Genomic DNA, 25,193 nt, shown 5'->3' with positions numbered 1-25,193 from the left:
TCCGAACATCCCGGAGGTTTTCTTGCAACACCGAATGTTCCCGAGAACGGCGCAGGCGCTCCTGATACTGGTTACCATCCTCGTTCTTGCGTCCTGCGCGGCCAGAAATCCGGCCACCGATAAACCAGCACCTACCGCCGTCGGCCCCGCCTGCGTCTACCCGCGCGACCCCCTGGACAAGGAACTGGATGAGCGACCCCGCGAGGATCTCTCCGTGCTCACCCCGGCCGAGCGCGAGGCCCTGGGGGTCAGGACCGGCATCGACTTCGACCTGGACACCATGGACACCGAGGAAGTCCAGCAGTACTTCGCCTTCTTCACCCACCGGGCCCGGGGCACCTTCCAGGCCTGGTTGGGCCGCTCCGAGGCCTATCTGCCCGCCGTCCGGGCCGCGCTCATCGAACACGGCCTGCCCCAGGATCTGGCCCTGCTGCCCTACGCCGAGAGCGGCTACAACCCCAACGCCGTTTCGCGCGCCGGGGCAGTGGGCATGTGGCAGTTCATGCGCGGCACGGCCCGCAAGTACGGCCTGACCGTGGACTGGTGGATCGACGAGCGCCGCGACCCGGCCCTGTCCACCCAGGCGGCGGCCCGCTATCTTTCCGACCTGTATGGCATGTTCGGGGACTGGTACCTGGCCCTGGCGGCCTACAACGCCGGCGAGGGCAAGATCAGCAACGCCCTGGAGAAGACCAACGCCAACGACTTCTTCGACCTGGTGGACAAGAACGACCGCCTTCGCGGCCGGGCCAAGCTCCGGGAGGAGACCCGGCACTACGTGCCCAAGTTCATCGCCATCTCCAAGATCTTCCAGAACCTGGACATGCTCGGTTTCCAGTGCGTGGACTGGAAGCGCGCTCCCCGCCTGGCCGACGTGAACGTGCCCGGCGGCTCGGATCTCATGGCCCTGGCCCAGGCCGTGGGTCTCTCCTGGAACCAGTTCCGGGAGTACAACCCGGCCTTCCTGCGCCAGGTGAGCCCCCCGGGCATGAGCGTCGTGGTCCATGTGCCCGAGTCCAGGCTGGCCGAAGCCAAGGCCTATCTTCAGAACCCCAAGTCCCGGCCCTACGCGGGCTACACCGTGCATACCGTGCGCGGTTCGGACTCCCTGTGGAAGATTTCCCGGCGCTACGGCGTGCCCGTGGCCGTCATCAAGCGCATGAACAACCTTTCTTCGGGCAAGCTCGTCAAGGGGCAGCAACTCCTCGTGCCGGGCGGCGGCTCGGCCCGCGAACTGGCCGACGAGGATCGCGCTTCCTCGCGCAAGACCCGCAAGCTGGCCCAGGCCCGCTCCAACTACATCGTCCAGAAAGACGACACCCTCTGGAGCATCTCGCGCCAGTACGGCCTTTCGGTGGCCACGCTCCAGCAGGCCAACGGCCTGAGCGCGTCCTCCAAGCTCTCCGTGGGCCAGCGCCTGTTCATCCCGGACCAGACCGGCAAGGCCGCGCGCCAGTCCCGCCAGGAGGCCGAGGCCGTGCACGCCAAGCTGGCCGACAAGGGCCAGGGAAAGTCCAAGGCCCAGGCCAAGACGGCCGAGCCCAAGTCCGGCAAGACCAAGGTCGTGGCCCAGGCCAAGTCGACCAGCTACAAGGTGCGCGAGGGCGACACGCTCTACTCCATCGCCCGGCGCTTCAATGTGAGCCTCTCCGAACTGCTGCGCTGGAACTCCCTGAACAACGGCTCGACCATCCATGCGGGACAGGAGATCAAGGTTCTGCAACGCTAGACGTCAACATGCCCTCCGGGGGCGTGGGGGGGCCGGTGGTCGGCCCCTTCGCGTCTCCGCCCAGGGAACGACGAAGGCCCGCCGCGCCACAGCGCGACGGGCCTCTTTATTGGTCTCCGGTCGGGGCTAGACTTCCCGGGCCCCGTACTTCTCCAGGTCGTGCTGGCGGATCTCGGCGCGCTTGATCTTGCCGCTGATGGTCTTGGGCAGTTCGCCCACGTACTCGATGACGCGCGGGTACTTGTAGGGCGCGGTCTCGGCCTTGACCCAGTTCTGGAGCTGGCGGGTCAGCTCATCCGAGGGCTCGTAGCCCGGAGCCAGGACCACCGTGGCCTTGACCGCCTGGCCGCGCACCGGGTCGGGCACGCCCGTGACCGCGGCCTCGATCACGGCGTCGTGGGCCACGAGCACGCTCTCCACCTCGAACGGGCCGATGCGGTAGCCCGAACTCTTGATCAGGTCGTCGGTGCGGCCCATGAACCAGTAGTAGCCGTCCTCGTCCATCCAGGCCTTGTCGCCGGTGTGGTAGTAGCCGTCGATGACCACCTTGGCCGTGCGCTCGGGCTCGTCCAGGTAGCCGTCGAACAGGCCGGGCACGCCGCCTTCGCGGAGCTTGATGCAGATCTCGCCCTCCACGCCGGGTTCGCAGAACTTGCCCTCCTCGTCGATGAGCGCCAGCTCCCAGCCCGGCGAGGGTTTGCCGATGCTTCCGGGCTTGGGCTCCATCCACTTGAAGGTGGCGATCTGCAGGCAAGTCTCGGTCTGGCCGTAGCCCTCGTAGATCGGCAGGCCCGTGGCCGTGAGCCAGTCGCGGAACACGCTCTCGTTGAGCAGCTCACCGGCAGTGGTGCAGTGGCGCAGGGCCGAGAGGTCGTACTTCTTGAGGTCCTGGCGCACCAGGAAGCGGTAGACCGTGGGCGGGGCGCAGAAGGTGGTCACCTTGTGCTCGGCGATGATCTTGAGCATCTGGTCGGGGTCGAATTTGCCCCGGAAGTCCCAGACGAAGACCGTGGCTCCGGCGATCCACTGGCCGTAGAACTTGCCCCAGACGCACTTGCCCCAGCCCGAGTCCGAGACCGTCAGGTGCAGGTCGCCGGGCTCCAGGTCGTGCCAGTACACGCCCGTGGTCAGGTGCCCCAGGGGGTAGTGGTGGTTGTGCAGGACCATCTTGGGCATGCCCGTGGTGCCCGAGGAGAAGAAGATGAGCAGGGGATCGCGGCCGCCGGGGGCGTCGGCGGGGCGGGGAAAGCTCGGCGCGCCGGAGGCCACCAGGGGTTCGTAGGCCAGCCAGCCTTCGTCCGCGCCCTCGGCTCCCACCTCGACCATGAGGGCCAGGCCCGGGCACTGGGGCTTGGCCTCGCGCACCCGGTCGGTGACCGTGTGCTCGGCGATGATGCCCTTGATGCGCGCGCGGTTCACGCGGAACTCGATGTCGTGCCGGGTGAGCAGCGAGGGCGAGGGGATGGGCAGGGCGCCGATGCGGTGCAGGGCCAGCATGCAGACCCAGAACTCCACGCGGCGGTAGAGGATGAGCATGATCCGGTCGCCCTTGCCGATGCCCTGGGCCGCCAGGGCGTTGGCCAGACGGGCGGACTGCTCCTGGAACCAGCCGAAGGTGAACTCCCGGCGCTGGTCGTCGGGGGTCACGTGGACCATGGCCAGGGCCTCGGGGTCGGCCTTGTCCAGGAAGTCGAAGACGAAGTTGTAGGTGTCCGGCGTGTCCAGCCGGAATTTCCGCAGGAATTCCTCGTAGGTAGCGGGCCTGAGTTTGTCCATCTTTCCCTTTTCCCCCTAGAGAATCACGTCCAGAAACACGGCGGGACGGCCGTCCAGGCCCCGCAGGGCGTGCGGGGTCTTGGAATCGAAATAGAGACTGTCGCCGGGCTCGAGCACCAGGGACTTCTCGTCCAGGCGCACCTCCAGGCGGCCCTCCAGGATGTACATGAATTCCTGCCCGGAGTGGTGGTTGAAGGAGAGATCCTTCTCCTCCTTGGGCGGCACGGTGATCAGGAAGGGCTCCATGCGGCGGCCCCGGAACTTGTGGGCCAGGTCGCGGTAGTCGTAGGACTTGCGGCGGGCCACTTCCAGGCCATCGCCCTTGCGCACCAGGGAGTAGTTGCGCAGGCGGGCCTCGTCGCCGGAGATGAGCGTGGTCAGGTCCACCTGGCAGACCTGGGCCACCTTGAGCAGATAGCCCACGGGAATCTCCACCGAGGCCGACTCGTAGAGCCGCACCTCGTCGGCCGTGACTCCGGCCCGGTCGGCCAGATCCTCCACGGTGAGGTCCAGGGCGTCGCGCAGCCCCCGCAGGCGCGGGGCGATCTGCTTGTAGGCATCTTCCATGACGGCTCCTTTTCCGGGATCAGGCCCCGGGCTGGTTCATGGCTTCCGGGAACATCCGGCCGGCCAGCTCGCGCAGCTTGTACTTCTGGATCTTGCCGCTGGCGGTCATGGGATAGGATTCCAGGAAGGCGATGTATTTCGGAATCTTGTAGCGGGCGATCTTGCCCCGGCAGAAGTCCTTCACGTCCTCTGGCTCCAGGGAGACGCCGTCGCGCGGGATGATGAAGGCCCCCACCTCCTCGCCGTACTTGCGGCTGGGCACGCCCACCACCTGCACGTCCAGGATGCCCTCCATGGTGTAGAGGAACTCCTCGATCTCGCGCGGATAGACGTTTTCACCACCCCGGATGATCATGTCCTTGAGCCGCCCGGTGATGGTCAGGTAGCCCTCCTCGTCCATGACGCCCAGGTCGCCGGAGTGCAGCCAGCCGTCCTCGTCGATGGCCTTGGCCGTGGCTTCGGGGTTCTTGTAGTAGCCCTTCATCACGTTGTAGCCCCGGCAGCAGATCTCGCCCACGGTGCCGTGCGGCGCCTCCCGGTTGGTCTCCGGGTCCACCACGCGGACCTCGATGCAGGGCATGGCCCGGCCCACGGTCTCGGTCATCTGGCGCAGGGAATCGCCCACGCGGGTCTGGGTCATCACCGGCGAGCCCTCGGTGAGGCCGTAGCAGATGGTGATCTCGCGCATGTTCATTTCGTTGATGGCGCGCTTCATGAACTCCACCGGGCAGGGCGAGCCGGCCATGATGCCGGTGCGCAGGCTGGAGAAGTCGAAGCGCTTGAAGAGCTTGTGCTCGAGCATGGAGATGAACATGGTCGGCACGCCGTAGACCGCGGTGCAGCGCTCCTGGTCCACGGAGGCCATGACCAGCAGGGGGTCGAAGCCCTCCAGGAGGACCATGGTCACGCCGTGGGTCACGGCGGCCATGACGCCCAGCACGCAGCCGAAGCAGTGGAACAGCGGCACGGGCAGGCAGAGCCGGTCCTTGTGGGTGAACTTCTGGTGTTCGCCGATCCAGAAGCCGTTGTTGCCGATGTTGTAGTGGGTCAGCTGCACGCCCTTTGGGAAGCCGGTGGTGCCCGAGGTGTACTGCATGTTCACCACGTCGTGGGGCGAGAGTTCGGCCTGGCGGGCCTTGTACTCCTCGTCCGTGGTCATGGCCGCCAGGGCCATGATCTCCGGGATGGAGTACATGCCCCGGTGCTTCTCCAGGCCGAGGAAGAGGATGCGCTTGAGGTGCGGGTAGTTGGCGGCCTTCAGGTGTCCGCGCTCCTGATTCCGCAGCTCCGGGGCCAGCTCGTAGAGCGTGCCCAGGTAGTCCACGTCGCGGAAGCCGTCGATGAGAAAGAGGTTCTCGCAGTCCGATTGCTTGAGCAGGTAGGACAGCTCATGGGAACGGTAGTAGGTGTTCACCGTGAGCAGCACCGCGCCGATCTTGGCCGTGGCGAACTGCAGGGCCACCCAGTAGGGCACGTTGGTGGCCCAGATCCCGACCTTCTCGCCCTTCTTCACGCCCAGGGCCATGAGGCCCTTGGCCAGGCGGTCCACCACCTCGGAGAACTCGCGCCAGGTCTGGCGGTATTCGCGGTCCACGTAGACCACGGCCTCCTGGTCGGGCCACTTCTCCACCGTCTCGTCCAGGATCTGGCCCAGGGTGCGCTCGCGCAGCAATGGTTCGGTCATCCGCCGCTCCTCGGGTTATTCCGGGAAATAGAGCACGGCGTAGATCGCGGCGGGCTCGTCACCCTCGCAGGCCACGCAGTGGGGCACCACGGAGTTGTAGTAGATGCTGTCGCCCTGTTCGAGCACGACCTTCTCCGGGCCGTAGGTCACGGCCACGCGGCCCTTGACGCAGACGATGAATTCCTCGCCTTCGTGGGAGGAGAGCTTGTGCTCGGACTCGTCCTCGGGCGGCAGCTCGATGAAGAAGGGCTCCATGTGGCGGTCGGTCTTGCCCTTGCCCAGAGGGTGGAAGCGCAGTCCCGGCTTGCCGTCGCGGGACTGGTGCATGGTCAGTTCCTCGCGGCGCTCGCCCCGGCGGACCACCAGGGGGTCGCGGCTCACCTGGTCGTCCAGGAAGGTGCCCAGGCGCAGTCCCAGGGCGCGGGCGATCTTCAGCAGCGGCCCAAGGGAGGGGTAGCGGTCCTCCTCCTCCACGGCGGTGAGAAAGGCCGGGTCCAGGCCGGTGCGTTCGGCCAGGTCGGCCAGGGACAGTTCCTTCTTCTCGCGGAATGCGCGGATACGCGCGCCGATCTTGCGTTCCATGCGAAACGTACCTCCAGATGGCGGATGGGCCCCTTGTGGGCGGTCTGTCGGGAACGGAAAACCGTGGTCTATCCGAAACGGAAAGCGATGTCATCGTTCCCGGGGCCTCCCCCGGAAGCGAGTGCCCGCACTCATAGCACGGCGGCGCGGAGTTGCCAAGGTTTTGTCAGCAGTGTAACAGGGTTGCCAGTGTGGAGGGAGCGACATGAGCGAGGCGAACAAGGTGGCCCGGGACCAGCAGCCCTTCGAGGCCGCCGGGCCCGAGGGCCAGGCGCGGAAGGCCCAGGCGGACCCGACGGAGCACATGCGCCAGAAGATCAAGGGCCTCTTCTCCTCCCAAGTGGTGGAGAAGATCGGCACCGGGACCACCACCCGCAAGACCATCAGCAAGATGTACTGGTACGCCGAGGAGCGCGACGACGGGGTGGTGGAGGTCCAGCCCCTGAACACCCAGCACGTGCCCTCCGGTCCCAAGACCGAGGTGCCCAAGGCCGACTTCCTGGACAAGTACCAGCCCGAGCTCGAGTTCTACACCAAGATCGTCTATCCCAAGATGCAGGAGCTTTCCCGAACCATCCGCCGCGCCGAGGAGCAGCGCGAGCGCGGCGCGCTCTACAGCGCGGAGTTCGAGTTCGGCAACGTGCTCAAGGTGGACGTGGAGAACGTGCGGGCCAACTTCGGCCTGGGCCTGACCTACATGGCCAAGGGCGAGACCGCCAAGGCCGACGACATTTTCGGCCGGGTGGTGCACCTGGACGCGGCCTTCAGCACGGAACACAAGCATCTCTTCAACGAGTTCGGCATCAGCCTGCGCAAGACCGGCATGCACGACCAGGCCATCGAGTACTACACCCGGGCCCTGGAGATGACCCAGACCGATGAGAATCTGCACTACAACGTGGCCCGGGCCTACTTCGAGAAGGGCGACATTCCCAAGGCCGAGTATCATCTGGAAAAGTGCCTGGCCATGAACAAGAACCACGAGGAAGCCAGGAAATTCCAGGAATTCATCAAGAACAAGGTGAGCGGCGGCCGCTGACGGCTTCCGGGGGGGATTCATGAAGAGACGGTTTTTTCCGCTGCTGTTCGTTCTTTTCGCTTGCGCGGCCTGCGCGCCCACGGTCTTGACCCAGAAGATTCCCGTGTCCACCATCCCCGACGGCGCGCGCGTGCGGGCCGACGGCGCGGAGGTCTGCACCACGCCCTGCCAGGTGGAGCTGACCCGCAACGCGGACCACATCCTGACCCTGACCCGCGACGGCTACCGCCAGCAGGACGTGGTCGTGCGCCGGGTCTACCAGAGCGAGAAGGTCATGGCCCGGGCCGTGGGCCAGGGTCTGCAGACCGGCCAGTTCATGAACAATCCGGCCTGGGGCGTGAACGCCGGAGTCCAGTCCATGGACGCCCAGGAGCAGACCGGCGAGGCCTACCTGCTTTCGCCATCGGCCGTGTCCGTGACCCTCGTGCCCCTGGCCTCCTCGGCCACCCCGGCCAACATGCCCGGCCCGGAGGCCCTGGACGCCTCGGACCTGGGCTGGATCGGCCGTTCCCTGGAGACCCTGGCCTCGGGCCAGAGCCAGTCCTGGACCAACCCGTCCACGGGCGTGGCCTACACCATCGCTCCTCAGCCCGCGCGTCAGGAGAACGGCGTCTGGGTGCGCGACTTCGTGCTCACCTCGCGCCTGGGCGGCGTGACCCGCGAGACCACGGCCGCCGCCGAGCGCCGGGGCGCGAACCAGTGGGCCCTGCGCGGAGGGGCTCCGCAGGCCGCTTCCCAGGGAATGAACGCCTCGGCCCAGCCGCCGAGGATGGACCCGGCCGCGGCGCTTTCGGGCGCGGCCCTGGGCGCGGGCTCGGCCGTGAGCGTGCCCGTGGTCACGGCCAAGGACGGCTCCTCGCATACGAGCACCTCCACGAGCGCCGACGGCTCCAGCACCACCACCAAGACCACCAAGACCTCGGTCAAGGGCAGCGTGAGCGTGAATCCCGTTGGCGCGGTCCAGGCCCTGGAGCAGCTCATGGAGTCCGGCGCGCAGAGCCCGGCCGCCGGGCAGTAGGGGGCGGAGTGCTTCGGGCGCGCGTCGTCGTCCATGTGGCCTTCGAGGATGCGGGGGCCTTCGGCCCCGTATTGGAAGAGCGGGGCTACGTTCCGGAAACGCTCCAGGCGGGCGTGGACGACCTGGGCGACCCTCTGGCCCCGGACCTGCTTCTGGTCCTCGGCGGCCCCATCGGGGTCAACGAGGAAGAGGACTATCCCTTTCTGCGCGAGGAACTGGGGCTGATCCGCAAGCGCCTGGAGGCCCGGAGGCCCACCCTGGGCGTCTGCCTGGGCGCGCAGCTCATGGCCGCCTCCCTGGGCGCGCGGGTCCATCCCGGCCCGGCCAAGGAGATCGGCTGGTCGCGGCTGGCCCTCACCGACGAGGGACGGGCGTCCTGCCTCGCTCCCCTGGAGAACACGGCCGTGCTGCACTGGCACGGCGACACCTTCGATCTGCCCGAAGGCGCGCGACTGCTCGCCTCCACGGACATCTGCACGCATCAGGCCTTCGACCTGGGCGGCTTCGCCCTGGGGCTGCAATTCCACCCCGAGGCGCGCGGCGGCCTCATCGAACGCTGGCTCATCGGCCATACCTGCGAACTGCGCGCCGCCGGGATCGACATCCCGGGCCTGCGCGCGGACTCGGCCCGCCTGGGCCCGGCCCTGGAGGCCGTGGCCCCGGACGTGCTCCGGCGCTGGCTGGACGGCCTGCCCGGCCGGGAGGAATGAAAAAGGCCCCCGCTCCTGTTGGAACGGGGGCTTTTTCACGTCCGATGTCCGACGCCCATGGGGCGCGCGGATCGGGAATCCTCAGCGCGCGGCGTCGTAGCCGTGGACCACGAACTTGCGGCCGTGCCAGGAATACTCCCCCACGTCGCTGAAACGCACGTTGAAGCGTTCCACGGCCTCGGCCCAGGCCCGGCGTTCGCCCAGTTCCGGGTCCGCGCCCGTGGCCTGCCACTCGTCGAACAGGAGCATGGCCCCGGGGACCAGCAGTCCGCGCCCGAAGCAGGCCTCCAGCACCTGCAGGGCCGAGAGGTACAGGTCGCAGTCCACGTGCGCCAGGGAGAAGCGCGTGCCGGCCGGAATCCGCGCCAGGCTCGCCTCGAAGAAGCCGGGCGTCACCACCAGCCGTTCCCGCGTCAGGCCGCAGGCCGTGATCCGCTCCAGCACCCGCTCCACGGAGCGCACCCGGAAGGCCCCCGGGCCCCAGGCCCCGGATCGCACCAGGGGCGTGTCGCGGTCCACGTCCGAGGTCGCCTCGGGCAGGCCCTCGAAGCTGTCGAAGAGGAACAGGCGGCGCGGCGGGCGGCCCAGGCCGTCCTCGGCCTTCATGATCCCGGCCAGGATGGCCGCCGAGGCGCCCGTGGCCACGCCGAACTCGGCCAGGTCGCCGGGCAGGGTGTGGGCGTAGTGCGCCGCCAGGCAGAGCTGCCGGATGCGCTCCTCCTGGATGATGCCCCCGAAGTCGGCGGGCAGGTGGATGGATTCGTCGTAGACCTTGAAGGTCGTCACGCCCCGGGCTTCGAGCGCCTCGACCATCTCGGGCCAGTGCACCGAGGCCACGAGGATGAGGTCGCGGGCGGGGTCCGGGGGCTCCAGGCCGTCCAGGGCCAGCATCTCCAGGCCGTCGAAGGCCCCCGACCTGCGGCTGTCCAGGTAGCGGCGCACGTCCACGTCCGGCCGGTCGGCCCGCAGCCTGCGCCGCAGGCGGTAGCCCGCGTTGCCCGCGCCGTAGATCGTGATCCGCGCGCCCGGCGCGATCTCCTCCAGGGATTGCAGAAAGACGCCCATCGCCGCCTCCCGGCCGACGGACCGTTGAAAAAGAACGCGGCGGCCGTGAGCCTTTCAGGGTCTTGCCCGCGCGTTTTTTGAACGGCCCGCGAAAAAGATTTTCCAACGCTCCGTTAGAGTATCCGCTCCACCTTCAATCCGGCCGCGCTCTGCTCCAGGGCCTTGGTCTCGCCCAGGACCACCACCTCGCCCTTGTCCTTGAGGGCCGCCAGGGCCTCGCCGAAGGCCGCGAAGTCCGCCGGTCCCGTGGAGAGCACCTCCTCGCGCACCTTCTGGCGGAAGGCCTCGTCCTCGCCGTTGAGCGTCCGGGCCAGGGAGGCGAAGCCCTTGGCGTCGGGCAGCATGTAGCCGTCGATCTCGCCGATGGCCCCGATGACGGCCTTTTCCAACTCGTCGCGGTCCAGCTTGAGGTTCTTCAGGTGCTGGGCCGTCTCGTCGAAGGCCTTCAGGGTGCGGTCCACGTTGGGGTCGCGGTAGGAGACGAAGGTGCAGGCCCCGGAGAGGCGGTCCAGGGAGCAGAACGCGCCGTAGGCTCCGCCCTGCACCCGTACGCGCTCCCAGAGGTAGGAGGCGCGCAGGAGCTTGCCCACCACATGGGCCGAGCCGTCGAAGCTCCAGCCCTGGTCGAAGAGGTTCAGGCCCTTGCCCACGTAGTTCACCTGGGCGGGCAGGGCCAGGCCCTCGCGGGCGGGCAGGGACAGGGGCGCACGCTCGGCCGGGGCCGGGGCCGGGGCGTCCGGCAGGGCGGCGGCCAGGTCGGCCACGGCCGAGCGCGCCGCTTCCAGGCCCTTGGCGTCGCAGGTCACGTTCAGGGCCAGCCCGGAGCGCCGCACCAGGATGTCCCGCAATTCCTCCAGGTCCGCGCGCACACAGCCGAAGTCCCGCTCCACGCGCTGGGCCAGTTCGCGGATGAAGAACAGGCCGGTCACGCCGTGCATCCGCTCGTCCATGAGGTGCGCCCGGCCCATGCGGGCCTTGAGCCGGGTGGCCACGATGCTGTGCCCGGCCGGGACCAGACGCTGCTCGCGGCGGGCCTTGGTCTCCATGACGATCTGGCGCACGCGTTCGCGGTTGCCCAGGTCGGCGGAGGTGAGCACCTCGGCCAGGATGTCGCAAAGGTCCGGGGCCTGGGCCAGGGTGCATTTGCCGCGCAGGAAGAGCCGGGCCGCGGCCTCGGGCCCGGGCCGCGAGGGAGTCACGAAGGTCTGGGGCGCGATGCCGCCGGTCTTGCGGGCGATGCGCTGGGTCAAGGTCACGAAGTCGGTCTTCGCGGTGCCGGTCTCCAGCAGGACGCGGCCCAGGAGGGGCGCCAGGGGCAGCAGCCGGTCGGGCACGGCCGAGAGGTCGAAGCCCAGGTCCAGGTAGAGGATGCCGTTGGTGAACAGGTCGTGGAACTGGGCCGGTTCCGCGCCCAGGGCGACGGTTTCGGCGGGGATGACCGCGTTCTCCAGGGGCAGGTCCGAGAGCTGGAGGCGGGGGATTTTCGCCAGATCCTCGGGGCTGTCCGGGGTTTCCTGGAGGCGTTCCAGCTCCCGGGCCTGGGCCTCCAGCCGGGCCATCCGTTCCGCGTCCAGGCGGGCGGCCACGGCGTCCAGGCGCTTGCGTTCGGCGGTCTCGCGCCGGGCCGCGAGTTCGGGGTCCGGGTTGAGGACCACCAGGGCCCGGTGGGAGTTGTCCAGGAAGTGGCGGCGGATGAGGCCCTCGAACACGGGTTCGCCCGAGGCCAGGCGCTCCTTGAGCGCGGCCAGCGGGGTTTCGAAGGGCAGCAGGGCCAGGGGGTCGCCCTCGTGCAGCCAGGAGGTCAGGGCCTGGAACATGAGCGAGAGCCCGCGCGGGAACGAGCCGGTGTTGTTCTCGCGCAGGTCGAACTCCACGGAGTTCACCGCGGCCTCGATGTCCTTGGGGTCCAGGCCGTCGTCGGCCAGCCGCGCCAGGGTGGAGAGGACCAGTTCGGCGGCCTCGTCGGCCTTGCCCCGGGCCATGCCCTTGAGGCCCACGGAGAAGTACATCTGGCGCAGGTCCGTTTCCAGGCCCGCCCCGGCCAGATCCTCGCCCAGGCCCGAGTCCATGAGGGCCTTGCGCAGCGGCGAGGAGGGCAGGCCGATGAGGATGTGCTCGAGCACGTTCAGGCCCAGGTTGAGGTCCGGGTCGGCGGCCTCGGGCAGGCAGAAGTTCAGGGTGAACATGGACTTCTGGCCCTCGCCGGGCCCGGCGGCGTAGGGCCGCTCCAGGCGCGCGGGCTCGCGGAAGGGCTTCTGCAGCGGGATGTAGTGGCCCGGCCGCCCGCGTTCGAATTCCGAGAAGGCCTCGTCCAGGATGCGCAGCCGTTCCACCGGGTCGTCGTCGCCGTAGAAGAAGGCGAAGGCGTTGGTCGGCTGGTAGTGGGCCCGGTGAAAGGCCATGAAGTCGTCGAAGGTCAGGTCCGGGATCTGCTCCGGGTCGCCGCCGGAGTCCAGGCCGTAGGTCACGTCCGGGAACAGGGCGTGCTGGGAATACTCGTAGAGCTGGTTGTCCGGCGAGGAATAGGCTCCCTTCATCTCGTTGAAGACAACGCCCTTGAAGTTGAGCGGGCCTTCGGGAGTCTCGGGGTCGTAGTGCCAGCCCTCCTGGCGCAGGGTGTTCTCGGTGAGCCGGGGATGGAACACCGCGTCCAGGTACACGTCGATGAGGTTGTAGAAGTCCTGGACGTTGGTGCTGGCCACGGGATAGCAGGTCTTGTCCGGGAAGGTCAGGGCGTTCAGGAAGGTCTGGAGCGAGCCCTTGAGCAGCTCCACGAAGGGCTCCCGCACCGGGTACTTGCGCGAGCCGCAGAGCACCGAGTGCTCCAGGATGTGGGCCACGCCGGTGGAGTCGCGGGGCGGGGTGCGGAAGCTGATGCCGAAGACCTTGTTCTCGTCCTCGTTGAGCAGGGAGAGGAGACGGCCGCCGGTCTTGACGTGCTCGTAGACCTGGGCGCGGGTGCGGATCTCCGGGATGTCCTGTTCGCGGATCTTGCGGAAGCCGTGGATGAGCGTCATGGGCGGGAATCCTCGTTTTTGTCGGCGGCCGAATCGTTGTGGGACGGTTCTTGACGCTGGCGCGCCAGATGATTATTATTATCAATTACCGGGAAAATCTAGTGTACCCTAAATTCAGAGCAAGGAGAAAGCAATATGTCCTGCGGACACGACGATTATGAGGAACTGCTTGAATGCGCCAAGGTGGGCCTGCCGGTCCGGGACTTCACCCTGGAGGTCTATGATCCCGCCGAGGGCGGCTTCGGCGAGGTCTCCCTGGCCGACCTGAAGAAGCAAGGCAAATGGACGATCCTGGTCTTCTATCCGGCGGACTTCACCTTCGTCTGCCCCACGGAGCTGGCCGACCTGGCCGAGAGGCACGCCGATCTGGTCAAGCTGGGCGCGGAGGTTCTCTCAGTGTCCACGGACACCAAGTTCGTGCACATGGCCTGGAAGAACGACGAGCGCCTGCTCCAGAACGTGCGCTTCAAGATGGCCGCCGACCCCAACGGCGAGGTCTCGCGCTACTTCGACGTCTGGGATCCGGCCTCGGGCCTGGACCTGCGCGGCACTTTCATCATCAACCCCGAGGGCGTGCTGGTCGCCTCGGAGGTGAACTTCTACAACGTGGGCCGCAACGCCGATGAACTCGTGCGCAAGATGAAGGCCAACGTCTATCTCAAGGACCATCCCGCCGAGGCCTGCCCGGCCAAGTGGGAGCCCGGCAAGAAGACCCTCACGCCCTCCGAGAAATTGGTGGGCAAGGTTGCCGACGCTCTCGATATGTAGGAAGATGCGACCGACGGTCGGGGGGCTTCGGCCCCCACGGCCCCGGCCGGAAGCCGCGGGCTTCCGCGCTTCCGGCGGCGCGTCCGGCCGCCGTGCGACGCATTGAGCGCCCCGCGCCGCCTCGGCCCGGAGAACGAGACGTTCGGGGAAAGGATCGAGATGAACTGGAACGCCGCCCGCTACGACCGCTGGTTCGAGACCCCCGAGGGCCGCTTCGCCTTCGCCGCCGAGCGGCGTCTGCTGGAGGCCATGGTCGCGGGCTGGCCCCGACGGGGCAAGACCCTGCTGGAGGTGGGCTGCGGCACCGGCCTGTTCCTGGAGTTGCTCTACCACACCGGCTTCGACGTCACCGGGGTGGACCGCTCCGAGGCCATGGTGGCGGCCGCCCGCGACCGACTCGGCAAGCGGGCCGACATCCAGGTGGCCAACGGCGAGAGCCTGGGCTTCTGCGACAACGAATTCGACTACGTGGTGCTCTGGAGCGTGCTGGAGTTCTGCGACGATCCCCTGGGCGCGCTGCGCGAGGCCGCGCGGGTGGCGGCGCGGGGGGTGCTGGTCGGCTTCCTGAACCGCTGGTCCCTGTACTGGCTGTCCCACGGCCGCAACCGGCCCGGCCGCACCCTGGGCCAGGCCCGCTGGTTCTCCTGGCCCGAGATGCGGCGCATGGCCGAGCAGGGCCTGGGGCGTCCGCCGCGCTACGCCCGTTCCGTCCTGCCCGGTCCCACGGCCACCTGGCGCGACGCCGCGCCCTGGAAATACCTCAACGCCCCGCTCTATCCCGTCTGCCTGGGGGCCTTCGCGGCCCTGCGCGTGGACTACGTGGACGAAAAGCCGCTCACGCCCGTGGGCAGCCTGAAGATCGAGCCCGCTGGCCTGGGCTGACCCGCGTCACGTCCGCCTCGCCCTTACCGCGCGAGTTCGCGCCGTTTCGTCACGCTCTCGCCGCCGATGCCCCAGTTGTCGGTGTCCACCTCGTCGATGATGACCACGGTGGTGGCCGGGTTCTTGTCCAGGACCTCCACCAGGAGGTCGGTGACGCCCTTGATGAGCCGGGCTTTCTGCTCGGCGGTGGCCCCGTCGCGGGTGATGCGGATGTTCACGAACGGCATTGGAAACCCTCCCCGGCCGGGCCGGTGTTGAACGCGCGCGGACTGCTTCCGCGCTTCATGAAATAAGCTGAACCCCTCTTCGTCTTTTTATGACACGGCGAAGCCGAGGTGGGCGAGGGCGTAGGGCTCCTCTTCTTTGCGTCCCTTGCCGCAGACGTGTTCGATCTCCAGGGTGAGGACGAGGCAGTCGCGCAGACGGTGTTCGATGTGTTTGCGGCCGCGCTCCTGGAACGCGGGGGCCAGCCCGCGCACGAAGGCCGTGAGCAGGGCCCGTTTCTCGTCCGGGTCGTCCACGATCTCCACCGGGCCGGAGACCATGGCGCTGGCGTAGGCGGTGCTGAACTTGTCCGGCAGGGTCTCCGGGTTTTCCACGGCCACGAAGAAAGCCCTGGGCCGGTGTTTCAGGCAGTCGATCTTGCGGCCCTCGCGGGCGCAGTGGAACAGGAGGCGTTTTCTGCCGCCTTCCTCCAGCAGGACGTGATTGATCGGCACGCCGTATGGGTCGCCGTCCGGGCCGACCAGGGAGAGGAATCCCCAGGTGCAGCGGCGGAGGACGGCGAAGGCCGTCTCGTCATCGAGTTTCCGTTTGGCGCGACGCAACGGGTGGTCCATGTCGGTTCCTGCCCCGGGCTCTTTGTTTTTTCCGCAAAACGGGGACAAATCCCCTCTTGGCCTTATCTGAAACGGGGCGAAGCCCCCCCGGCTTCGCCGGTTCATGGAACGGCGAAAGCCTTCTCATGCCTTTCTGAAACGGGGCGAAGCCCCCCGAAGGCCCAGTGGTAGCGTTTTTCCCGTGGATGTCCAGATTCGGCGGAAAGGTTTTCCCTGATTTTTCGGGGAGCGGGCGATGCCCGTTTTGACAAGTCGCCCCTTCCTGGACTAACGGATTTCGTTTGCACCGGCCGGGAATCTCCGGCAATAACCGGCGTTGCGAGAGGGGCTTTCGGTCACATCATGAAAATCCAGAAAATCAAAGGGTTCGCTGACCTTTTCCCGGAAGAGGCGGCCAAGTTCACGTTTTTGGAATCCCGGGCCCGGGAGATCTTCGGCCGCTACGGCTTCGGCGAACTGCGCACGCCGCTGCTCGAACACACCGAACTTTTCGCCAAGTCCATCGGCGAGGACACCGACGTGGTGGGCAAGGAGATGTTCACCTTCCCGGATCGCAAGGGCCGCCTGCTGACCCTGCGGCCCGAAGCCACGGCCGGGGTCATGCGGGCCTTCATCGAGGGCGGGGACTGGCAGCCCGGCCAGGTGCGGAAATATTTCACCACCGGCCCCATGTTCCGCTACGAGCGGCCGCAGAAGGGCCGCCAGCGCCAGTTCCACCAGATCAACGCCGAGATTCTCGGGGCGAACGAGCCCCAGGCCGACGCCGAGCTGATCCTCATGCTGCGGACGTTCCTCACGGACATCGGGCTCACCCGGCTTTCCGTGGAGCTGAACACCCTGGGCTGTCGCGAGTGCCGTCCCATGTTCCGCCAGGCCCTGACGGCCTTCTTCGCCGGTCTGGACCGGGAAAAGCTGTGCGAGGACTGCCGCCGCCGGGTGGAGACCAACCCCCTGCGCGTGCTGGACTGCAAGGTGCCGGGGTGCGGGGAGCTGACCAAGGACGCCCCGCACATCACGGACCACGTCTGCGGCCACTGCCGGGAGCACTTCGACACCGTGAAGGCCCTGCTGGACGCCGCGCGGGTGGCCTACACCCTGAATCCCCGGCTGGTGCGCGGCCTGGACTACTACCAGCGCACGGCCTTCGAGATCACCTCCGGCGAGATCGGCTCCCAGACGGCCGTGGCCGGGGGCGGCCGCTACGACGGTCTGGTGGGCTCCCTGGGCGGCCCGGACGTTCCGGGCGTGGGCTTCGCCTGCGGCATGGAGCGCCTGGCCATGCTCCTGGAGCACTGCCCCGAGTCCCGGCCGGACTTCCATTTGGCCGTGCTCGACGAGCGGGCCGTGAACCAGTGCCTGATTCTGGCCCAGGGCCTGCGCGAACGCGGGCTCTCCGGCGAGGTGGCCTACGCCCCGGGCAGCCTGAAGAGCCAGTTGCGGCGGGCCAACAAGTCCGGCGCGCGCATGGCCCTGGTGGTCGGCGGCGAGGAGTTCGACAAGGGGCTCGTGCTCATCAAGGACATGGGCGGCGCGGCCGACCAGCGTCACGTGCCCCGTGAACGCCTGCTGGCCATGGTCGCCGTGTCCGGCCTGGAAGCCCTGCTCTCGGCGGCCCTGCCGGAACGAACCGAGGAATAACACCGCGATCGCGAGGAAACATATGTCCGAACCCATCCAGGAAGAACGCTCCTACGACGAGTACCGGGTCATCGAGGATCTGGCGGGCTGGCGGCGCACGCACCACTGCAACGCGCTCACGGCCGCCGACATCGGGGCCGAGGTCTGCCTCATGGGCTGGGTGCAGTTCCGCCGCGACCACGGCGGGCTCATCTTCATCGACCTGCGCGACCGCGAGGGCCTGACCCAGTGCGTGTTCAGCCCCGAGCACCCCGACGCCCACGAGCGGGCCCACGCCCTGCGCGTGGAGTACGTGGTGGCCCTCAAGGGCGTGGTCCGCGCCCGGCCCGAGGGCATGAGCAACCCGAACCTGACCACCGGCGCGGTGGAGATCGTGGCCCGGGAGTGGAAGCTGCTGAACACCTCCGAGACCCCGCCCTTCCCCATCGAGGACCGCGTGGACACCTCGGAGATGCTCCGGCTCAAGCACCGCTACCTGGACCTGCGCCGTCCGAAGCTGGCCCGCAACTTCGTGCTGCGCCACAAGGCCGCCCAGAGCGTGCGCCGCTTCCTGGACGCCAACGGCTTCCTGGAGATCGAGACCCCGGTGCTGACCAAGTCCACGCCCGAGGGCGCGCGCGACTTCCTGGTGCCCAGCCGCCTGAACCAGGGCAGCTTCTACGCCCTGCCCCAGTCCCCCCAGCTGTTCAAGCAGCTGCTCATGGTCTCGGGCATGGAGCGCTACTACCAGATCGTGAAGTGCTTCCGCGACGAGGACCTGCGCGCCGACCGCCAGCCCGAGTTCACCCAGATCGACATCGAGATGAGCTTCGCGGACGAGGCCATGGTCATGGGCCTGGCCGAGAACATGGTCCGCGCCGTGTTCGCCGACACCCTGGGCCAGAGCCTGCCCGACCCCTTCCCGCGCATGACCTGGCACGAGGCCATGCGGGACTACGGCCTGGACAAGCCGGACGTGCGCTACGGCCTGAAGCTCGTGGAATGCACGGACATCGTGCGCGGCTCGGAGTTCAAGCTCTTCGCCAAGGCCCCGCTGGTCAAGGCCCTGCGCGTGTCCGGCGGCGGCGAGATGACCCGCAAGGAGATCGACGAGCACACCGAGTTCGTGAAGATATACGGGGCCCAGGGCCTGGCCTGGATCAAGATCAAGGAGGGCGAGTGGCAGTCGCCCATCGCCAAGTTCCTCTCCGAGGCCGAGCGCGCCGGGCTCACCGAGCGCCTGGGCCTTGAGGTCGGGGACATCGTTTTCTTCCAGGCCGCGGCCCCGGACGTGGTCAACGCCTCCCTGGGCAACCTGCGCGTGCGCATCGCCGAGGCCGCCGGGCTCGTGCCCGAGGGCAGCTTCGCCCCGCTCTGGGTCACCGACTTCCCGCTCCTGGAGTTCGACCCCGAGGAGAAGCGCTGGGTGGCCCGCCACCATCCCTTCACCTCGCCCCAGCCCGGCCAGATGGACCTGCTGGCCTCGGACCCGGGCAACGCCCTGTCCCGGGCCTACGACCTCGTGCTCAACGGCTACGAGGTGGGCGGCGGCTCCATCCGCATCCACACCGCCGAGCTCCAGCAGGCCATGTTCAACGTCCTGGGCATCGGCCCGGAAGAGGCCCAGGCCAAGTTCGGCTTCCTCCTGGACGCCATGAAGTTCGGCGCGCCGCCCCACGGCGGCATTGCCTTCGGCCTGGACCGACTTATCATGATCCTCACCGGGGCCAAGTCCATCCGCGACGTGATCGCCTTCCCCAAGACCCAGAAGGCCACCTGCCTGATGACCGAGGCGCCCAACGTCGTGGCCCCCAAGCAGCTGCGCGAACTGGGCATCCGCATTCGCGAGGACGTGGCCGAGAAGAAGGACGAGAAGCAGGAAGAGAAGAAAGACTGAAAGGCCTCCGGCGGCCGGGGGGCCGGCGCCCCCCGGACCCCGGCATCAGTGTCGCGGATTTCCAGGCCGGAGGCGAGCCTGCGGCTCGTCCGTCCTGGAAATCCACGCCACGGCGGCCTTTTGAGAGGAACTGCCTATGCTGTTGGAGATCGTCAAATACCCCGACCCGCGCCTGGGCGAGAAGTGCGCCCGGGTGGCGGAGATCACGCCCGAGCTGCGCGAACTCATCGGCCACATGGTCGAAACCATGTACGAGAAGGACGGCGTGGGCCTGGCCGCGCCCCAGATCGGCGAGGGCATCCGGCTCATCACCGTGGACGACACCGGGCCCAAGGAGCGCAAGGCCCTGCGCATCCTGGTCAATCCCGAGATCGTGGAGGGCGAGGGGGTGAAGGAGTCCGAGGAGTCCTGCCTCTCCGTGCCCGCCTTCAGCACCAAGATCAAGCGCAAGGAGACCGTCACGGTCAAGGCCCAGGACGAGAACGGCCAGGATGTCCGCATCCGGGCCGAGGGCCTGCTGGCCGTGATCCTCCAGCACGAGATCGACCACCTCGACGGCGTGACCATCGTGGACCACGCCGGACGGCTCAAGCGCGCCCTCTACGACAAGAAGATCGCCAAGTGGCGCAAGAACCGGGAACAGGCGCAGGCGTGAAGATCGTCTACATGGGCACGCCGGATTTCGCGGCCGTGATCCTGAAGCATCTGCTGGCCTGGGAGGGCGGCGAGGTTCTCGCGGCCTACACCCAGCCCGACCGGCCCTGCGGCCGGGGGCTCTCCTGCAAGCCGTCGCCGGTGAAGGCCCTGGCCCTGGAACACGGCCTGGACGTGCGCCAGCCCCTGAATTTCAAAGACCCGGCCGAGGTGGAGGCGCTCAGGGCCCTGGAGCCCGACGTGCTGGCTGTGGCCGCCTACGGCCTGATTCTGCCCCAGGCCGTGCTGGACGTCCCCGCGCTCATGCCGGTGAACGTCCACGCCTCCCTGCTGCCCAAGTACCGGGGCGCGGCCCCGATCCAGCGCTGCATCCTGGACGGCGAGACCGTCACCGGCATCTCCATCATGCGCATGGAGAAGGGCCTGGACTCCGGGCCCATCCTGCTCCAGCGCGCCCTGCGCATGGGCGGGGACGAGCACGCCGGACAGGTCCACGACCAGCTGGCCGAGATGGGCGGGCTGCTTCTGGTGGAGGCCCTGGAGCGGCTGCGCGACGGGCGGCTGGCCGTGGTGCCCCAGGACGATTCCCTGGCCACATACGCCCCCAAGCTCTCCAAGGACGAGGGGCTCATCGACTGGAACCGCCCGGCCCAGGAAATCCACAATCGCGCGCGGGCCATGCATCCCTGGCCCGGAGCCTTCTTCCAATGGTCGCCGGACGACAAAAAACACTTGCGCCTGACCCTGACCCCGGGAAAAATAGGACCGGAGTCGGAGCACAAGGCCGAGCCCGGAACGATCCTGGGCGAGATGGACGGCCACATCGCCATTCAGACTGCGGACCGCCTCTACCTGACTCCCTCCGTGCAGCCCGAGGGCAGGAAGGCCCTTTCGGCCTCCGCCTTCGCCTGCGGCTATCTGAAGAAGAACTGCTGAACGACCGGACGACGCCCATCCCGAACACGACCGTCGCCTCCGGCCGCCCGGCGCGACGGAACGCCAGAGAAACGCATGGAACATGACGCGCGCAAACGGCTGTTCGTGGGCCTGATCCTGGGAACCTGCCTGCTCGTCTGCGCCATGCTCGTCCTGCTCTGGTGGGTGCCTTACGTGGGTCTGGCAGCGATCCATCCCCTGGCGCCCTGGGGCTGGGGCCTGATCGTGGCCGTCCTGGTGCTCCTGGTCTGCTGGTCCGGGGCCGGGCTGCTGCTCAATCTCGTGCTCAAACGCTCCTTCCCCTTCGCCCGCCGCTTTCGGGGCGTGACCATCAAGCTCTACCTGCCGCTCATCACCCTCCTGGGCCGTCTGTTCGGCATCCCCAAGGAGGACATCCGGCATTCCTTCGTCAAGGTGAACAACGAGCTGGTGCTCTCCGAGGCCGGAGTCTACCGGCCGGAGGAGATCCTCCTGCTCATGCCCCATTGCCTCCAGAACAGCCGCTGCGAGATGCGCCTGACCTACGACATCTTCAACTGCAAGCGCTGCGGCAAGTGCCCGATCAACGACCTGCTCGGCCTGCACGAGAAGTACGGCGTGCATCTGGCCATCGCCACGGGCGGGACCATCGCCCGGCGCATCGTGGTCCAGAAGCGGCCCCGGCTCATCGTGGCCGTGGCCTGCGACCGCGATCTGGCCTCCGGCATCCAGGACACCTATCCCCTGCCGGTCTTCGGCGTGCTCAACGAACGGCCCAACGGCCCCTGCCTGGACACCCGCGTGTCCATGGAGCGGCTGGAGGAGGCCTTGGCGCGCTTCCTGGCCCCGGAGTACCGCGAGGGTCGGAAGAAGGGCGGAGGCACGGCCCAGGGCAGCGGCGAGGCCAACGACTTGGACGCCGCCCGGGCGCGGAAAGGCGGCGGAAACGTGAAATCGGACGCTGCTCGTTCGGGAAGCGGCGAAGCCGCCGAAGCCGCCAAGGGAGAGATGCATGGCTAGGCCCGGCAAGCCCCTGCCCCCGGCCCGGGGCGTCGCCCTGCGGGCGCTCTCCCAGTGCCTCTGGCGCGGCCAGGACATCCAGGCCGCCTTGGACGCCTCGCTAAGCGCCCAGCGTTTGGACCCGCGCGACGTCGGCCTGGCCACGGAACTGGCCTACGGCTATCTGCGGCTCAAGGGCCGGGTGGACCACGTGCTCTCGCGCTTCCTGGGCAAGCCCGGGGCCATGCCCGAGAACCTGGCCCTGGGGCTGGGCCTGGCGGCCTACGAGATCCTTTTCCTGGACAAGGTTCCGGCCTACGCCTCGGTGTCCTGGGCGGTGGACTGGGCCAAGGGCCAGGGCGAGGGGCGGCTGTCGGGGCTGTTCAACGCGGTGCTGCGCCGGGTTTCGGACCTGGGGGAGGCCCCGCGCGAACCCGCCTTCTACCGCCAGGGCGCGGCCGACGAAGTGGATTTTCTCTGCCGCTGGCACTCCTGCCCGGAGTGGATCGTGCGGCTCTGGCTTTCAACTTACGGCCAGGAGCGCGCCGAAGGCTTCCTGGCGGCCCAGACCCGGGCTCCGGCCCTGGGATTGGTGGTCTCACACGGGCGGCAGGGCCGCGACCTGTCCCGCGCCCTGGAGCACGACCCGGACCTCCTGGCCCGCGACGGCCGGGCCTTCGCCTTTCCGCCCGCCACGGAACTGGACCTGGACGCCGAGGCCGCGCAATACGTGACGCGCCAGAGCTTCGCCGCCCGCGCCGCGCTCACGGTCCTGACTCCCGGGGCCTGGCCCGAGCCCGTGCTGGACGCCTGCGCCGGGCGCGGCAACAAGACCCGGCACCTCCTGGAGCTGGGCAAGAGCGTCATCGCCTCGGACATCCACCAGGGGCGGCTCAAGGCGCTGCGCCGGGACATGCCCGAGGTGCCCTGCTTCCGGGCCCGCGCCGACCTGCCCACGCCGATGCGCCGCGCCCCGGGCAGCGTGCTTCTGGATCTGCCCTGCTCGGGCCTGGGCGTGCTGTCGCGCCGTCCGGACATCAAGTGGAAGCGCGGCCCGCGCGACGTCCGGGATCTGACCCGGCTCCAGGCGGCCATTCTGGACGCCTCCTACGAAAGCCTGCGGCCCGGCGGGCTCATGGCCGTGATCACCTGCACGCTCAACCCGGACGAGAACGAGCTGTTGGTGGAAGGCTTCCGCAAGCGCACGGACAAGGCCCGGGTGGCGCGCACCTGGACCACTCCGCACGACTCGCCGCTGGGCGAATTCTTCTTCAGCGCCCTGATCGAGAAGGGCAAGTAGGGAACGCCCTAGGCCCTGTCCATCCGCTCCCGCACCTGTCGCACGAACTCCTGCACGAAGGCCGGGGTGGCCTCGCGGCCGTCCAGCCCCAGGCCCGCCAGCAGGGCCACCTCCACGCCGCTGGGCGAGGTGGCCGCGCTGAAGAGCAGGGCGTGGACCGCGCCGCCCAGATTCAGGGTCAGGACGAAGGACTCGTCCTCGCGGGTCCAGTCGGCCGGGCTTCCGGCCTGGCGCTCCAGCGCGGCGGCGAAGGCGGCCAGGGAGAGACGGCCGGGCACGCCCAGGAACTCGCCGCGATCCGTGCGGATGGCCACGGGCAGGCCGAGCAGGGACTCCGGCGGCAGGTCCGAGGGGGCGGGCGCGGACTCCGGCGCGGGCTCGACGCGCTCCTCGAAGGCATAGGTTTCGGTGCGGCCCTCGGTTCCGCGCACGGCCACGACCTTGCGCGGCCGGGCCGTTCCGGCGGACCACTCCCCGATCTCGGCGGCCAGCCGGGTCATGGCTTCCGCGCCCTGGGCCTGGACCGAGGCCAGATCCTCCAGCGCCCGCTCCAGGCGCGTGAGGCGCTGGTCCGCGCGGGCCTGGGCCGTGGCCAGGGCGGCCATGCCCTGCATCATCTTCCCGGCGGCCTGGAAGAACTCCTGGAACGAGCGTTCGCTGATCCCGGCGGCGAAGGGGTTGCGGACCTCCTCGGCGGGGCGTTCGGCGGCGTTTTCCGGGAACTCCCGGGCCAGGACCGCCCGCACCTGAGCCACGCTGCGGCCCTCTGCGAACAGGGCGCTGATGCGGGCGCAGACGGGCAGGGCCTCGGGCTGGAAGCGGATGGGTTTGGTCCAGGAGGCCACGGGGATGAAGCCCGGAAACTTGGCCCGGTAGCTCTTGATGCTCGTGACCGAGACCCCGGCCCCCCGCGCCAGGTCGGCGTGGGTCAGCGTTTGCTCGTCCATCCCGTCCTCCATCGTCAGTCTTTATTATCAGTTAGTTGTGAAATCGTCGACAGACGATAGCACTGCCCTGGACCAGGGGTCAAGGCGCGGGAAGTGGGACGCGAAGACCCGGGGAGGAGGAGCCCCGGGCCTGCTGGAGGGCCGCGCCGGCGGGTGGCGCGGCGTTGACCGACGGTGTGGTTACAAGAAGAACCCTATGACGTACTTGAGGGCCATCCAGAAGATGACCGCCCCGAGCATCCACTTGATGTACCGGGCGGGCACGAACTTCTGGCAGCGCGCGCCGAGGTACATCCCGGCCATGCCGCCCAGGCCGAAGAGCAGGCCCAGGATCCAGTCCGGGGCCACGGACTGGTTCGGGAACCAGGGCGCGATGACCTGGAAGAAGGTCACGCCCGCCAGGGAGGTGACGCAGGTGCCCATGAGCGCGGCCCCGGCCACGGTGTACACGGGCAGGCCGAAGACCGAGACGAAGAACGGGGCGATGATGGCTCCGCCGCCGATGCCGTAGGTGCCGCCGATGACGCCCACCACGAGGCTCAGGGAGAGGATGCCCGGGGTGGAGATCTCGAAGGCCTCGCCGTAGAACTCGTAGGCGATGCGCGTGGTGGAGAAGCGCGTGACGCGCACGGCCGGGAGCTTCTCGCCCGTGGACTCGGCGCGCTGCCGCCAGGCCTTGACCATCTCCTGGAAGCGCTTCTCGGCGCTCTTCTTGTCCTGGCCCGGGGCGGGCTTCTTGAGCAGGTCGAGGATCATCCGGCCGCCGATGTAGAGCAGGACGAGGCCCACGAAGAACTTGAAGTTCCTCGGGTCGGGCAGGTAGAGTACCCGCAGCAGCGAACCGATGAAGACCCCGGGGAGGGTGCCGATGATCACCACCCAGGTCAGGGGCCAGACCATGCGGCCCTCGCGGATGTAGCGATAGACCCCGGCCGGGATGGCCGTGATGTTGAAGACGTGGTTGGTGGCGCTCACCGAGGGGTTCACGTAGCCTAGGATGTTCATCTGGAAGGGCAGGAGCAGGAAGGCCCCGGACACGCCGCCCATGCTGGTGAAGAAGGACACGCAGAAGGCCGTGAGCGGGGGGATCCAGGGCTGGACTTCGATTCCGGCGACGGAGAAATACATGGCCCGCCTCCTTGTGCCGCTTGGCGGCACTGTCACGTGTTTTTCAGAACTCGTGTGAGT

At 68.3% G+C, this 25,193-nt stretch carries 22 protein-coding genes; 12 read left to right on the top strand and 10 right to left on the bottom strand.

The features are described from left to right. Positions 1-22: 22 nt before the first annotated feature. A complete protein-coding gene (locus H587_RS0115760) occupies positions 23-1,729 on the top strand; it encodes a LysM peptidoglycan-binding domain-containing protein (protein ID WP_245560901.1) in 1,707 nt (568 codons plus the stop codon). Between the two features lie 126 nt (positions 1,730-1,855). Here H587_RS0115760 and H587_RS0115755 read toward each other — a convergent pair whose 3' ends face one another. The 4 genes from H587_RS0115755 to H587_RS0115740 are packed head-to-tail and all read right to left on the bottom strand — an operon-like array spanning position 1,856 to position 6,338. Beyond that, positions 1,856-3,505, bottom strand: a complete 1,650-nt coding sequence (locus H587_RS0115755; RefSeq protein ID WP_027177045.1) for an AMP-binding protein — start codon at positions 3,503-3,505, stop codon at positions 1,856-1,858. A 15-nt stretch (positions 3,506-3,520) separates the two neighbouring features. Further along, positions 3,521-4,072, bottom strand: coding sequence for a helix-turn-helix domain-containing protein (locus tag H587_RS0115750; RefSeq protein ID WP_027177044.1), 552 nt, complete (start codon positions 4,070-4,072; stop codon positions 3,521-3,523). A 19-nt stretch (positions 4,073-4,091) separates the two neighbouring features. Then, positions 4,092-5,756: an AMP-binding protein gene (locus tag H587_RS0115745; RefSeq protein ID WP_027177043.1), complete on the bottom strand. Its 1,665-nt coding sequence runs from the start codon at positions 5,754-5,756 to the stop codon at positions 4,092-4,094. Between the two features lie 15 nt (positions 5,757-5,771). Beyond that, positions 5,772-6,338, bottom strand: a complete 567-nt coding sequence (locus H587_RS0115740; RefSeq protein WP_027177042.1) for a helix-turn-helix domain-containing protein — start codon at positions 6,336-6,338, stop codon at positions 5,772-5,774. A 205-nt stretch (positions 6,339-6,543) separates the two neighbouring features. On the opposite strand from H587_RS0115740, the gene H587_RS0115735 reads away from it, so the two are divergent. From H587_RS0115735 to H587_RS0115725, 3 genes are read left to right on the top strand one after another with little or no spacing between them, the layout of a single operon-like run. Continuing rightward, the gene (locus H587_RS0115735) at positions 6,544-7,377 is read left to right on the top strand and encodes a tetratricopeptide repeat protein (RefSeq protein WP_027177041.1); all 834 of its coding nucleotides are present in this window, start codon (positions 6,544-6,546) and stop codon (positions 7,375-7,377) included. Between the two features lie 19 nt (positions 7,378-7,396). Then, positions 7,397-8,395 (top strand): PEGA domain-containing protein, encoded by a 999-nt coding sequence (locus H587_RS19235; RefSeq protein WP_051203026.1) that lies wholly within the window; start codon positions 7,397-7,399, stop codon positions 8,393-8,395. 8 nt (positions 8,396-8,403) lie between these two features. After that, complete coding sequence (locus tag H587_RS0115725) at positions 8,404-9,105, top strand: glutamine amidotransferase (RefSeq protein WP_027177040.1); 702 nt, start codon at positions 8,404-8,406, stop codon at positions 9,103-9,105. 81 nt (positions 9,106-9,186) lie between these two features. Here H587_RS0115725 and H587_RS19985 read toward each other — a convergent pair whose 3' ends face one another. Both H587_RS19985 and H587_RS0115715 read right to left on the bottom strand, forming a co-directional pair. After that, positions 9,187-10,170: a TylF/MycF/NovP-related O-methyltransferase gene (locus tag H587_RS19985; protein WP_051203024.1), complete on the bottom strand. Its 984-nt coding sequence runs from the start codon at positions 10,168-10,170 to the stop codon at positions 9,187-9,189. A gap of 113 nt (positions 10,171-10,283) precedes the next feature. Then, complete coding sequence (locus H587_RS0115715) at positions 10,284-13,187, bottom strand: insulinase family protein (protein WP_027177039.1); 2,904 nt, start codon at positions 13,185-13,187, stop codon at positions 10,284-10,286. Positions 13,188-13,322: 135 nt separating this feature from the next. Here H587_RS0115715 and H587_RS0115710 point away from each other — a divergent pair, with 135 nt between their 5' ends. After that, positions 13,323-13,955 (top strand): peroxiredoxin, encoded by a 633-nt coding sequence (locus H587_RS0115710; RefSeq protein WP_027177038.1) that lies wholly within the window; start codon positions 13,323-13,325, stop codon positions 13,953-13,955. Between the two features lie 159 nt (positions 13,956-14,114). Further along, the gene (locus tag H587_RS0115705) at positions 14,115-14,837 is read left to right on the top strand and encodes a class I SAM-dependent methyltransferase (RefSeq protein ID WP_027177037.1); all 723 of its coding nucleotides are present in this window, start codon (positions 14,115-14,117) and stop codon (positions 14,835-14,837) included. 23 nt (positions 14,838-14,860) lie between these two features. On the opposite strand, the gene H587_RS0115700 is transcribed toward H587_RS0115705, so the two are convergent. After that, complete coding sequence (locus H587_RS0115700; protein ID WP_027177036.1) at positions 14,861-15,064, bottom strand: 2-hydroxymuconate tautomerase family protein; 204 nt, start codon at positions 15,062-15,064, stop codon at positions 14,861-14,863. Positions 15,065-15,151: 87 nt separating this feature from the next. Continuing rightward, on the bottom strand, positions 15,152-15,676 hold the full coding sequence (locus tag H587_RS19225) for a pyridoxamine 5'-phosphate oxidase family protein (RefSeq protein ID WP_051203022.1): 525 nt from the start codon (positions 15,674-15,676) through the stop codon (positions 15,152-15,154). A 339-nt stretch (positions 15,677-16,015) separates the two neighbouring features. Here H587_RS19225 and hisS point away from each other — a divergent pair, with 339 nt between their 5' ends. The 6 genes from hisS to H587_RS0115665 all read left to right on the top strand — a co-directional run bounded on the left by hisS (position 16,016) and on the right by H587_RS0115665 (position 23,058). Next, positions 16,016-17,314, top strand: coding sequence for a histidine--tRNA ligase (gene hisS, locus H587_RS19220; protein WP_051203020.1), 1,299 nt, complete (start codon positions 16,016-16,018; stop codon positions 17,312-17,314). Positions 17,315-17,336: 22 nt separating this feature from the next. Continuing rightward, complete coding sequence (gene aspS, locus H587_RS0115685; RefSeq protein WP_027177035.1) at positions 17,337-19,190, top strand: aspartate--tRNA ligase; 1,854 nt, start codon at positions 17,337-17,339, stop codon at positions 19,188-19,190. A 136-nt stretch (positions 19,191-19,326) separates the two neighbouring features. Continuing rightward, positions 19,327-19,845, top strand: a complete 519-nt coding sequence (gene def / locus H587_RS0115680; protein ID WP_027177034.1) for a peptide deformylase — start codon at positions 19,327-19,329, stop codon at positions 19,843-19,845. An 11-nt stretch (positions 19,846-19,856) separates the two neighbouring features. Next, complete coding sequence (gene fmt / locus H587_RS0115675) at positions 19,857-20,780, top strand: methionyl-tRNA formyltransferase (protein ID WP_034609749.1); 924 nt, start codon at positions 19,857-19,859, stop codon at positions 20,778-20,780. Between the two features lie 75 nt (positions 20,781-20,855). Further along, on the top strand, positions 20,856-21,779 hold the full coding sequence (locus tag H587_RS19215; protein WP_084630932.1) for a DUF116 domain-containing protein: 924 nt from the start codon (positions 20,856-20,858) through the stop codon (positions 21,777-21,779). Then, positions 21,772-23,058, top strand: coding sequence for a transcription antitermination factor NusB (locus tag H587_RS0115665; protein WP_027177032.1), 1,287 nt, complete (start codon positions 21,772-21,774; stop codon positions 23,056-23,058). Before H587_RS19215 ends, H587_RS0115665 begins: the two co-directional genes overlap by 8 nt. Before the next feature lie 8 nt (positions 23,059-23,066). On the opposite strand, the gene H587_RS0115660 is transcribed toward H587_RS0115665, so the two are convergent. After that, complete coding sequence (locus tag H587_RS0115660) at positions 23,067-24,005, bottom strand: hypothetical protein (protein ID WP_027177031.1); 939 nt, start codon at positions 24,003-24,005, stop codon at positions 23,067-23,069. A gap of 180 nt (positions 24,006-24,185) precedes the next feature. After that, positions 24,186-25,133 carry a sulfite exporter TauE/SafE family protein gene (locus tag H587_RS0115655; protein WP_027177030.1) on the bottom strand — a complete coding sequence of 316 codons (948 nt, stop codon included), beginning with the start codon at positions 25,131-25,133 and terminating at the stop codon, positions 24,186-24,188. Positions 25,134-25,193 lie beyond the last annotated feature (60 nt).

The organism is Desulfovibrio aminophilus DSM 12254, assembly GCF_000422565.1.
Taxonomy (GTDB): Bacteria; Desulfobacterota; Desulfovibrionia; order Desulfovibrionales; family Desulfovibrionaceae; genus Aminidesulfovibrio; species Aminidesulfovibrio aminophilus.
Note: the sequence above shows the minus strand (reverse complement) of the source record. Positions and strands in the feature narration are given on the sequence as shown.